This is a genomic window from Streptomyces sp. NBC_00503, assembly GCF_036346895.1.
Taxonomy (GTDB): Bacteria; Actinomycetota; Actinomycetes; order Streptomycetales; family Streptomycetaceae; genus Streptomyces.
In genome coordinates this window covers 486,133-497,479 of sequence record NZ_CP107855.1, presented here as the reverse complement: position 1 = coordinate 497,479, position 11,347 = coordinate 486,133, and the positions used below count along the sequence as shown (strand labels likewise).

The following is an 11,347-nucleotide window of genomic DNA, read 5'->3' as shown; positions in this document are numbered from 1 at the left end:
GGGCTCCGGCGTCGGCGGGGTTCCGGGGACGTTCCGGGCTCCTGGAGGGGGGAGTCCGGAGCGTGAGAACGACGGCGGCCCGCGTGGAGTGGATCACGCGGGCTGCCAGCATGCCGGTGCAGGCAACGGCGACCAGGCAAGGCCGTTGCGCAGGCATGAGAGGCGGGAACGTGACTGCTCAGGCTCAGGCAGTGCAGGAAACAGCTCGGTCGCTGCCCTCGCGGCGAGGCTCCGCGGCTGCCGCCGAGAACGGGCCGGAGAAGCCCGAGGGGGGCCCGGTCGCAGGCCGGTCGACCGCCGGGCCGATCGCCGGGCCGACCGACCGGTTGCCGGTCGAGTCGACCGGCCGGTCCACCGTCCTCGGCCGGACCGACGCCGAACTCTTGGTGACCGCTTCGGTGCTGCTGGCGGACGCGGCCCTCGCGGCGAAGCAGGCGGGCGCGGAGCTGACGGGCGCGCTGACCAGTCGGCGGCTGGGGCTGGAGGCGCTGCGGCGTCCCGGCTGGGCCCTCGGCGCGGCGGTGTCCTGCGTCAAGGCGCTGACCACGGCTTCGGGACTCGGCTTCGGCGCCAACGGAGGACTGCTCGGTGAACTGGCCCGGACGGCAGGGAACATGACCTACCGCCGCCCGGCAGCGGTGGCCATGGCCGTCGACGCCTTCGCCATGCGGATCAGGGCGATCGCGGCCGAACACCCGAACCTGGACTCACCGCTCGCCAGGCGGCTGACGGACGCCATGGTGGCCGGGAACCGGCTGGAGGCGCTGCGCGCCATGCACGCGCTGATCGAGCGCCTCGGGGTCACGCGCGCCCTGACCACGATCAGCCCCGTGATCATGGAGCTCCTCGCCCTGATGGGCCTGCTCGACGAGAACCCGGGCAACGACGGCTTCTCCTGGGTGACGCTCGCCGGCGGAGTGCCGGCCACCGACCCGTTCCTCGGGCTGCCCAGCGCCCTCCTGAAGTACCTCAACCCCGGGCCGGGGCGGGCCGAGCGGACGGAGGCGGACTCCATCCTGGCGAAGGTGCTGACCACGTCCGCCAACGACATCGTCAGCTACATCAATGACATCGGGGCCCTCGGCAACCACGGACTGGTACTGCTGCGCCGCGTCGAATGCGCCGACGGCGCCGTCCGGTACGTCCTGTTGATGCCGGGGACCAGCTTCGCGCTGCTGAGCAACAGCACCCCGCAGGACGTGGTGGGCGCCTTCGACGGGGTGCTGCGCACCGATACGACGTACACCCGCGCCGTGCGGAAGGTGCTCCTGCGGGCCGGGGTGCCGGCCGGGTCGGAGCTCATGTTCGTCGGACACAGCCTGGGCGGGCTGACCGCGATGAACCTGGCGGCCGACGTGGAGATCTCCTCCCGCTACCGGGTCACGCACGTGGTCGCCGTCGGCTCCCCGATCGACGGCAAGCGGCCCGCCGACCACACCACCCAGGTGATCAGCCTGGTCAACAACCACGACGTCATCCCGATGCTGGACGGGCGGGGGCCGGCCTCGCCCAATGACATCCCCGACAGCTGGGTCGAGCTGGCCTGGCTGGACGAGTCGTACGACTATCCCCTCTCGCACGCGCCGCAGGCCTACTCGGACACGCTGCGCGGGGCCATGGCGGACCACCGGGAACGGGTCAACAAGCTGATCGGCGCCTACGACGGCGAGATCGTCGGCAACCAGCCCTACATGCTGCGCGACAGGTAGCCCGAAGCGACCCGAGGCAGTCCGCGGAGCCCCGTAGAGCCCCGTAGAAACCTCAGTCAGCCTCAACCGACCTCACGCCAGCTCGAGTCAAGTGATCCCGAGGGAGACCTTCCGATGGCTTCTGCCGACAGTACGACCACGGCGGTGCGGCGCCCCGCGAGCGCCTGGGCCCTGGAGAACGCCGTGTTCAGCGCGGCCATGGCCGCGCAGCGCCTGCCCTGGACCGACGCTCCGGCCCGTGCGCTGGGCCTGGACGCACTGACCCCCGACGGGGTGGCGCGGTCCCTGCTGGCGCACCTGCGGCGCACCCGCTCCGGGCGGCCGGTCCGGCTGCGCACCCCGTTCGGGGAGTTCCTCGTACCGCTGACCCCCGCCGAATCCGAAGCCCTTCTCGACCGGGCCGGGGAGGAGGGGCGGTCGGAGCCTCCGGTGGGGCTCACGGCGGGCGGGCACCGGTACGGGCTGCCGCCGCACGCGGCGCTGCACACGGACCCGCACCGGGACCTCACCGCACCGGACGGGGACCTGTCCACCCACGTGGGCCGGGCGGTGGAGGAGGCGATCGGGGCCCGGCGCACGGACGGCACCCTGGAGTGGCAGGACTGGCACGACACCATGATGCGGCTGAGCCGACGCCTGGTGATGGGCAACGAGGCCGCCGAGGACACGCTGCTGAGCGAGCTCGTCGCCCGGTCGCAGGCCGCGGGCACCGACACGGCGGACCGCAGGGCCCGCGAGGAATGGGCCGCGGCCCTGCGGCGCCGGCTGGCCCCGTACCTCGAGAACCCGGACCCCGCCTCCCTCGTCGGCAGGCTCGTAGCGCCGGAATCGGGGCCGGACACGGACACGGGCACCGGCGCGGGCACGTCCACGCACACGTCCACGGACACGGTGGGCGGGGCCGCCGTGCACGCGCTCGCCCTGGTGTCGCTGGCCGCCACCACGATCGCCCTCCAGGCGCTCGCCCTGCACACGGTGGAGCCGACGGCCGCACCGGAGGAGTCCGTGGACCGGGCGCTGCGCCACTACCCTCCGGTGGCCGCCGCCGTGTACCGGGTACGGGCCTCCTTCGTCTGGGAGGGCCTCGCAATCGACGCCGGGACGGAGATCCTGTCCGCGCCGGGCTGGCTGGAGCCGCCCAAGGAGGCCGCCCTCCCCGGCGCCTGGCCCTCGGCGCTGTGCGCGGGACCCTCGGACTGCGCGGCGACCCGGTTCGCGGCGCTCGTCGCCGCGGAGATCGTGCGCGCGCTCACGACGGCCGCGCGGCCGTTCCTCGTCTCGCCGGTCCTCACCGCGGACCGGCTGCCCGCGACGCTCGATCCGCGGACGCTGCTCGTGTCGGTCGGGGAACTCTCCGCGCACCCCACCGGAAGGCGGGTGCCGACCGCGGTACCGGCCTCGGCGCACGGCTGCACACCCGCGACCTACGGAGTCCTCGCGCGGGCCAGCGCGGAGCGGCTGGAGTCGCACGCCGAATCCCTGGCGGCCTGCGCCGAGGATCCCGGCTGGAACGAGGACGAGGCGGGCGAGAAGTTCCGCATGGTGCTGATCGGCCACGCCGAGCGCTGCGCGAAGGCCGCCGACGGCGTCCGCCGCGCGGCGGACCGGCTGGAGGGCTGAGCAGAGATGACCAGCGACATCCCCACCCCCGCAACCCCGCCCGTACCGCGTCAGGGCCGCGCCGCGGTCCTGGCCGGGCTCGGCGCCTATGTTCCCCCGCGCGTCCTCACCAACGCCGAGCTGTGCGGGGAGCGGCCGGTCGGCGACGAATGGATCCGGACCCGCATCGGTGTGGGCAGCCGCCGCATCGCCGACGGGGAGGCCACTGTGGACCTGGCCGTACGGGCCGGCCGGCGCGCGCTGACCTCGGCGGGCGCGCACGGGAGCCACGCAGCGGGCGGCAGGCGTGCGGGGGCCGACGCGGTCGTCCTGACCACCATCTCCCCGGACCGGCTGCTGCCTGCGGGCGCTCCCGAGGTGGCGGCGCGCCTCGGGCTCGGCACGGTACCGGCGTTCGATCTGGGGGCGGGTTGCAGCGGCTTCCTCTACGGCTTGGGCGTAGCGACATCGATGATCGTCGCCGGGACCTTCGACCGGGTCCTGCTGGTCGCCTCGGACGTCTTCAGCGCCTTCCTCGACCCGAAGGACTGGCTGATGTCCGCCATCTTCGGCGACGGGGCGGCAGCCGTGCTCCTGCGCGCCGGCAGCGCCGACGAGCCCGGCGCGTTCGGGCCGTTCGACCTGGGCAGCGACGGTTCGCAGGCCGACCTGCTGGAGATCCCGGGCGGCGGTGCGCGGGCGCGCAAGCGTGCGTTCGCGGATCCGGCCGAGGAGTTCTCGCCCTACTTCCGGATGGACGGGCCCGCCGTGCGCAAGCAGGCGGTCGTCGGAATGTGCGATTCGGTGACCCGGGCCCTGGACCTGGCCGGCTGGTCGCTCGCGGACCTGGACGCGCTGGTCGCGCACCAGGCGAACCAGCGGATCCTGGACGGCATCTCCGACGAGTTGAACCTGCCCCCGGGGAAGGTCCTGTCGCACATCGAGACCCACGGGAACACGGCGGCGGCCTCGGTACCCGTACTGCTGGCGCAGGCGGCCGCCTCCGGGACGCTCACGCCGGGCCTGCGGGTGGCGCTGACCGCGTACGGCGCCGGACTGGCCTGGGGGTCGACCACCTTGGTCTGGCCCGATGTGCGCCCGGTGACGCAGGAGGACTGAAGCCGCGACGGCCGGGCGCACGGGACGGCGCCCGGCCGACGGGTTCACCGGGGCGGGGCTACCAGAAGGGCGTTCCGCGCCGCTGCCGCTCCCGGTCCACCAGAGTCTGTACGGCGTCCTGCGCCTCGGTGCACAGCGACCGGGCCGCCGCCGACCGGGCACCGTAGGAGGTGGGCCGGGGCGGCGCCGGGATCGGCTCGCCCACGGTGACGAGCCACTTCGAGGGCAGCGGGAAGACCGGGGTCAGCGGGAACCAGGGGAGGTCGAAGAGGCGCGCCAGGGCCGGGATCTGACCGAGCCTTGGGTACGCCTCCTCGGCGCCGATGATGGACACCGGGACGACGGGGGCGCCGGCCTGCACGGCGGTCACCGCGAATCCGGGGCTGAAGGGGCGCAGCCGGTACCGCTCGCGGAAGGGCTTTTCGAGACCGGAGATTCCCTCGGGAAACACTCCGACGAGTTCACCGGCGGTCAGGTGTTCCAGTCCCAGCAGCGGGTCCACCGGAAAGGCGCCGTTCTTTCGGGCGTAGGAGCCGATGACCGGAAATCGGAACATCGCCGGTGCCGCGGGGAAATGCGGGGTGCGCTGGAGATTCCGTGCGAGCGCCTTCATGAGGATGAAGGCGTCGAGCCCCCAGGAGCCCGAGTGGTTGGCGACGATCACGGCGGGCCCGTCCGCGGGGATGTTCTCCCAACCGGTGCTCTCCAGCCGGAAGTAGTCGTCCATCAGCCAGTCGAGCAGGTGATCCCATGCGTCCTCTCCCGCCTCGCCGAGCCGCTCCCTCGCGTACCTGAGCTCGGCGCCGCCCACCTCGATCACATCGGTCATGCTTTCCGACACAAGTAGTCTCCGCTTTCACAATTCGAGTCAACTGGAAGAGGGCAAGAAGCAGATTTTTGAGTAATCGTCCGGTCGTGATATTCCTCTGAGCATCCCTTTCCTCACCGGTTGTCGGCGCCACGTTGCTTCAATGGCCGGAATATCGCAAATGAGAGCTGCCGTGACCACTTCCGCACCCGAATCCGTGATGGACCTGATCAGTGAAATCCTCGTCGGAACGTTCGAGGTCCCCGCGGACGAAGTGACGCCGGACGCCCTGATGCGGGATCTGCTGGTCGACTCGCTCATGGTGGTCGAGATGGCCATCGCCGTTCACGAGGCGCTGGGCGTCAAGGTGGACGAGGAGGAGCTGAAGGACACCACCCTCGCCCGGTTCGCCGAAGTCCTCGAAGCGCGGCGGACCAGCCGTTGATCAGGCGCCCGGAGGTCGTCGTGACCGGGCTCGGCCTGGTCACTCCGGCCGGCTGCGACCGGGACACCACCTGGGAGGCCGTCGTGGCGGGCCGCTCGACCACCGCGACCGATCCCGCGCTGGCCGGACTGCCCGTCTCCCTCAGCTGCCGCGTACCGGAGCTGGACCACCCGGTCCTGCGCTTTCGCGGAGCGGCCCACCTGGATCCCGTCGACCGCTTCGGCCTGGTGGCCGTCGCCCAGGCGCTCGACCACGCCGGACTCGATCCCCGCGCCTGGGACGGCAGCCGCGTCGCCGTCGTCACCGCCGGGTCGGTGGGCGGTGCACTGACCCAGGAAAGGGCCCTTGCCCGGATGGCGGAGCTCGGCCCCGGGTTCGTCTCCCCCTACTTCCTGCCCGGCTATCTGGTGAACATGGCGTGCGCCAACATCGCCCTGCGGTTCGGAGTGACGGGCCCCTCGCTCTTCTCCTCCACCGCCTGCGCCTCGGGCACCGTGGCGATCGGCCTCGCGCGCGACCTCCTGACGACCGGCCAGTGCGACATCGCCCTCGTCTGCGGTGCCGACGCCTCGCTCACGCGCCTGATGGTGACCGGCTTCACCCAGCTGGGAGCCCTCTCCGGCACCGGGTCGCGCCCCTTCGACACGAACCGCGACGGTTTCGTCGCCGCCGAAGGCGCGGGCGCGCTGGTCCTGGAGCGCCCCGAGCACGCCGCCGCCCGCGCCGCCCGGCCCCTCGCCAGGCTCATCGGATACGCCGCCACCACCGACGCCCACCACCTGGTGTCCCCGCACCCCGAGGGGCGCGGAGCCGAGCGGGCCACCCGGGCCGCCCTCGCGGACGCCGGCATCGCCGCGCACGAGGTGGACCACGTCAACGCGCACGGCAGCTCCACCCGGCAGAACGACACCGTCGAAGCCGCCGTCCTGCGCCGGGTGTACCCGCACCGGCCGCCCGTCACCTCGGCCAAGGGCGCCCTCGGCCACACCCTCGGGGCCTGCGGGGCCATCGAAGCGGCGCTCACCGTCCTGGCCCTCGCGCAGGACACGGTGCCGCCCACGGCCGGGCTCACCACCGTCGAACCCGGCCTGGACATCGACGTGGTCGCGGGCAAGGCCAGGGACCACAAGTCCTCGGTCGCGGTCAGCAACTCCTTCGGATTCGGCGGGCACAACGCGGTGGCCGTACTAGCCCGCGCCTGAAGGCGTACCGGTACGGGAAAGGGCGCCCACCCGAGGCAGGGGGGCGCCCTCTTCCGTACCGGTACGGCTATCGCGCGCCCGCCGAGGCATGCGCCGGCTGCGCCGAGATCCCGGTCCCGTCCGCCGCTGCCGGCAGCACCTGACCGGGATCGAGCTGGGCCTCCATGTCGTCCAGGGCGCTGCGCACCGCCGCGATCCGCAGCCGCAGTTCGTCGGCCGGGTCCACCACGCCGTTCCGGGACTCCCTGAGTGCTGCCTTCTCGCTCTCCTCCTCCATCTCGCGGGCCTCCTCGAGGGCGTTGAGGACCACGCCGATCAGCACGTTGACCAGGACGAAGGAAGCGAAGAGCACGTAGGACGCGTAGTAGAGGATGCTGAAGGGGGAGACGGCGAGCCCGGCGTGGACGGCGTCCCCGAGTCCGTCGAGCGTCATCAGGAGGAACAGGGTCAGCCCGGCCCGGCCGATCGAGCCGTAGTGCGCGGGGTCGCTCCCCGCGAAGCTGATCCATCCGATCATCGCGTAGACGTAGATGATCAGTGCGCCCACGAACAGGAAGCTGACGGTACCGGGGAGGCTGCGGCCCACGGCGACCAGCAGGACCCGCAGCTGGGGCATGAACCGCGCGGTCCGCAGCACGCGTGCCAGCCGCAGCAGCCGCAGCAGGGTGGTGTTCTCCCGCAGGAACGGAATGAAGGCCGAGGAGACGACCAGGAGGTCGAAGACGTTCCACGGATCTTGGAAGAAAGCTTTCGGCCGGTCGGCGTGCGCACCCAGCCGGATCAGCATCTCCAGCGAGAAGGCGATCACGCAGAATCGTTCGGTCGTGGTGAGGACGGCGCTGTACTCGGCGGACAGGCCGCTGTACGTCTCGATGCCCAGCAGCGCGGCGTTGAAGAGGATCACCGCGAAGACGATGAGCGAGAACGCCGGCGCCTCGCACACCTCACGGCAGTGCGCGGCGAACCTTTCGCGCCCGGTCTCCACCGTGGTCGGGTCTGTCATCGTGCTCCCTCGTACAGCCACCGGCCGACCGGCCCTCACCTGCCGGCCTGTGCCGCGACGGAGGGATGCGGCCGCCGGGGCGCTGATCATGTTCCGCGTCGTGTAACGCCCGAGGGGCGGATTCGAGACGCCCTGCGCCGCCACATCGCCCGATCGGGGCACGGGGACCCGCTCCGGACGGCGTCCGGGCGAGCAGGATGGGTCCATGAAGAGTCATGAGGGCGGGACGGCGCAGGCATGGGCCGCGCTGGGCGGGGCGGGCGGGCTGGCGGATCGGGTCGGCTACGGAGGTGCGAGCGGGCTGGCGGACGGACCGCTGCCGGTACGGGAACTCGCGCGGGCCGCGGTGGGGGTCTGCGCGCTGGCGGCGGCCGAGCTGGCCGCCGTACGGGCCGGGGGCCGGGCTCAGGACCTGGCTCCCCTGGTGGTGGACGAAGGGGCCGTGGCCACGGCGTTCGTCAGCGAGCGCCACCTGCTGGTCGAGGGGCGGACGCCGGTGTCGTTCGCCCCGCTGTCCGGATTCTGGCGGGCCCGCGACGGCTGGGTGCGGACGCACGCGAACTACCCGCACCACGAGGACGCGCTGGTCCGCGTACTGGGAGCGGGCACCCCCGAGGGCGTGGCGGCGGAGATCTCCCGGCGGGCGGCCGTGGAAGTGCAGGAGGCGGTCTACGCGGCGGGCGGCCTGGCGGTGGCGGTGGCCCCGGAGTTCGGAGCGCCCCAACCGCTGGTGGACATCACGAGGTCGGGCGCCCGGGGGCGGCACCTGGGCCCGGGCGCCGGGCCCTCGTCGCCGCCGCTGGACGGGGTCCGGGTCCTGGACCTGACCAGGGTCATCGCCGGGCCGGTCGCCACCCGGACCCTCGGACTGCTGGGCGCCGACGTGCTGCGGATCGACGCGCCGGGACTCGCGGAGTCGGACGACGCGTACGCCGACACCGGGTTCGGGAAAAGGTCCGCGCTGCTGGACCTGGGCACCGCGGCCGACCGGTCGGTCTTCGAGGGGCTGCTCGACGCGGCCGACGTGGTGGTGACGGGCTACCGGCCGGGCGCGCTGGAGCGGTACGGGCTCGGGGAGCGGGAACTGCTCGCGCGGCGGCCGGGGCTGGTGGTGGCGCAGCTCTGCGCCTGGGGACGGCAGGGCGCCTGGTCGGGGCGCAGGGGCTTCGACTCGCTGGTCCAGGCCGGCTACGGGATCTCCGCGGCGTACGGGGACGAGCGCGGACCCGGGGTGCTGCCGGCGCAGGCGCTGGACCACGGCACGGGGTACCTGATGGCGGCCGGTGTCCTACGGGCCCTCGCGGACGGCGGTGGGAGGTCGATGCGGTTCTCCCTCGCCGGAACGGCGTCCTGGCTGGTCCGCGACCTGCCGGCCACGGCCATGGCCACCGCCGGGGCTCCGGCGCGGGATTACCGCCCGGAGCCCTGGCTGAGGGAGACGCAGTCGGGCTACGGAAGGCTGCGGTACGCCGCTTCGCCGCTCGGAGTCGGCGCCCGGGGCGACGGCGCCTGGAGCGTCGGCCCGTCCCGGTGGGGGACGGACCGGCCCGTCTGGCTCTGATCCCGTGCGGGCCCCGGCCGGGGTGACCGGCCGGGGCCCGCACGCAGGGCGTCACCGCACCAGCGGGCTAGAAGTAGACGTTCCAGCTCACGTTGACCGAGGAGGACTTGCCCGCCGCGTCGGTCACGGTGAGGGTGCTGCCGCCGAAGCCCCAGGTGGTGGGGGAGCCGGTGACGACCCCCGTGGCCGGGTTGAGGCTCAGGCCGGCGGGCAGCCCCGTGGCCTTGAAGGCGTAGGGCCTGGTCCCGCCGGTGACCTGGAGGGCGAGGCTGACGGACTTGCCGATGTAGACGACCTGGTTGCCGGGGTTCTGCAGGACCGGGGCGGTGCCCGTGACCGTGGTGAGCGTCCAGGAGAACGTGGCCGAGCCGGCCTTGCCCGCGTGGTCGGTGGCGGTGACGGTCACGCTGGAGGTCCCGGCCGTGGTCGGGGTTCCGGTGATCGTCCCGGTCGAGGAGGCGATGGCCAGGCCCGCCGGGAGGCCCGTCGCGGACCAGGTGTAGGGGGCGGTGCCGCCCTCGGCGCTGTTCTTCAGCTCGACCGCGGTGCCCACGACGCCGCTCTGGGCGGAGACGGCGGACACGGTGACGTTGCCGGGCTGCGGGCTCGAAGTGACCAGGGTGGCACCGAACTTGGCCAGGGCCTCGTTGACGGGCTGGAAGATGGTGAACTTCTCACCGCTGCCCGAGGTGCAGGTGGCGCTGCCGCCGCCGGAGTGCAGCCCGACCGCCTTGCCGCCGGTCGCCGTCACGTAGGACCCGCCGGAGTCGCCGCCGGCCGAACAGGCGCTGGAGTAGGACAGCCCGTCGACGACCACGTTGCCGTAGTCCACGCTCTGGTCGACCTTGGTGACGTCGCCGCAGCGCATCCCGGTGGTCTGCCCGGAGCGGCATATCGCCGTTCCGACGACGGCGTCGGCGGAGCCGGTGACCGTGACATCGCCTTGTCCGAAGCCCGAGACGGTGGGAACGACGTTCCAGCCGGGCTGGTCCACGTCCACGATGCCCATGTCACCCTCTTGGGCGTTGACGCTGCCGACGCCGTTCTTGTTGGACGTGCCCACCCGGGTCCCGTCCTTGCCGTAGGCGGCCTGGTTGGCGTCGTTGGTGCAGTGTCCGGCGGTCAGGAACGCCTTGGTGCCCCCGCTGGTGCGGGTGACGGGGAAGCCGATGGAGCACGGGCTCTCGGTACCCGGAATCCACTTCTCGCCGCCGACCACGTCCGACTGCTGGCGCGGGGCGTCCGAGGTCTCGCTCACGTGGACGAGGTCACCGAACGCGCTGATCCTCGCGACGAAGGCTTCGGTGGACGCGTCGCGCGCCGACCGGTTCACGGTGACGTCGATCCGGTTGTTCCGGGCGTCCGGACCCCAGGAGACCACTCCCGCGACGCCGGCGCCCACAGCACCCCGGACGGCGCGCGCCGTCGCATCCAACTCGGCGCGACCGTAACGGACTTGATGGGCCACCGCGCCCGCGTCCCGCACCAGCTCCGCGTCCGCGGCAGTGGTGACCGCCGCGTTCAGCCGCCCGGTCGAGGAGTCGAACCACATCCCCGAGACCCGGTCTCCGGCCCGCTCCCGGACGAGGGTGGCGGCCCGGTTCGCCGCCGCCTCGGCCCCGACGCGGTCGCGCACTTGGGCCGCGGTGAGGTGGAAGTCGCGCTGCATGGCCTGCAGGATCCGCGGGGGCACGGACGGTCCGGGCTGCGCCGCCGGCGCGCCCGGGGTGGAGGAGGTGGCGTGTGCGGGCAGGGCGCCCAGGCCGCCGAGGACGACGGCGGCCGTAACGGAGGCCCACAGGGCCCTGCTTGACGGCCTGTTCGACAGATTTCGCACGGAAATCCCTTCGTGGGGGGTGTATCGGAGGGGTGGGCCGGTACCTACGGAGTGCACGATCGGC

9 protein-coding genes are annotated in these 11,347 nt (G+C 73.0%); 6 read left to right on the top strand and 3 right to left on the bottom strand.

Annotation, left to right across the window (positions count from 1 at the left end):
* The first annotated feature begins 191 nt into the window (after positions 1–191).
* From OG490_RS02385 to OG490_RS02375, 3 genes are all read left to right on the top strand, one after another.
* Positions 192–1,709 (top strand): lipase family protein, encoded by a 1,518-nt coding sequence (locus tag OG490_RS02385; protein ID WP_330294597.1) that lies wholly within the window; start codon positions 192–194, stop codon positions 1,707–1,709.
* 114 nt (positions 1,710–1,823) lie between these two features.
* Positions 1,824–3,329 carry a hypothetical protein gene (locus tag OG490_RS02380; protein ID WP_330294596.1) on the top strand — a complete coding sequence of 502 codons (1,506 nt, stop codon included), beginning with the start codon at positions 1,824–1,826 and terminating at the stop codon, positions 3,327–3,329.
* Positions 3,330–3,335: 6 nt separating this feature from the next.
* Positions 3,336–4,427: a beta-ketoacyl-ACP synthase 3 gene (locus OG490_RS02375; protein WP_330294595.1), complete on the top strand. Its 1,092-nt coding sequence runs from the start codon at positions 3,336–3,338 to the stop codon at positions 4,425–4,427.
* 58 nt (positions 4,428–4,485) lie between these two features.
* On the opposite strand, the gene OG490_RS02370 is transcribed toward OG490_RS02375, so the two are convergent.
* Positions 4,486–5,256: a lysophospholipid acyltransferase family protein gene (locus OG490_RS02370; protein WP_330294594.1), complete on the bottom strand. Its 771-nt coding sequence runs from the start codon at positions 5,254–5,256 to the stop codon at positions 4,486–4,488.
* Between the two features lie 172 nt (positions 5,257–5,428).
* Here OG490_RS02370 and OG490_RS02365 point away from each other — a divergent pair, with 172 nt between their 5' ends.
* Together OG490_RS02365 and OG490_RS02360 are read left to right on the top strand one after the other, a co-directional pair.
* Positions 5,429–5,680 carry an acyl carrier protein gene (locus tag OG490_RS02365; protein ID WP_330294593.1) on the top strand — a complete coding sequence of 84 codons (252 nt, stop codon included), beginning with the start codon at positions 5,429–5,431 and terminating at the stop codon, positions 5,678–5,680.
* The gene (locus OG490_RS02360; RefSeq protein WP_330300744.1) at positions 5,680–6,882 is read left to right on the top strand and encodes a beta-ketoacyl-[acyl-carrier-protein] synthase family protein; all 1,203 of its coding nucleotides are present in this window, start codon (positions 5,680–5,682) and stop codon (positions 6,880–6,882) included. Before OG490_RS02365 ends, OG490_RS02360 begins: the two co-directional genes overlap by 1 nt.
* Positions 6,883–6,949: 67 nt before the next feature.
* Here OG490_RS02360 and OG490_RS02355 read toward each other — a convergent pair whose 3' ends face one another.
* Positions 6,950–7,885, bottom strand: coding sequence for an ion transporter (locus OG490_RS02355; protein WP_330294592.1), 936 nt, complete (start codon positions 7,883–7,885; stop codon positions 6,950–6,952).
* Positions 7,886–8,090: 205 nt separating this feature from the next.
* Here OG490_RS02355 and OG490_RS02350 point away from each other — a divergent pair, with 205 nt between their 5' ends.
* Positions 8,091–9,446: a CoA transferase gene (locus OG490_RS02350; protein WP_330294591.1), complete on the top strand. Its 1,356-nt coding sequence runs from the start codon at positions 8,091–8,093 to the stop codon at positions 9,444–9,446.
* 67 nt (positions 9,447–9,513) lie between these two features.
* Here the strand turns inward: OG490_RS02350 and OG490_RS02345 are convergent, their stop codons facing one another.
* Positions 9,514–11,283, bottom strand: a complete 1,770-nt coding sequence (locus OG490_RS02345; protein ID WP_330294590.1) for a putative Ig domain-containing protein — start codon at positions 11,281–11,283, stop codon at positions 9,514–9,516.
* Positions 11,284–11,347: the final 64 nt, after the last annotated feature.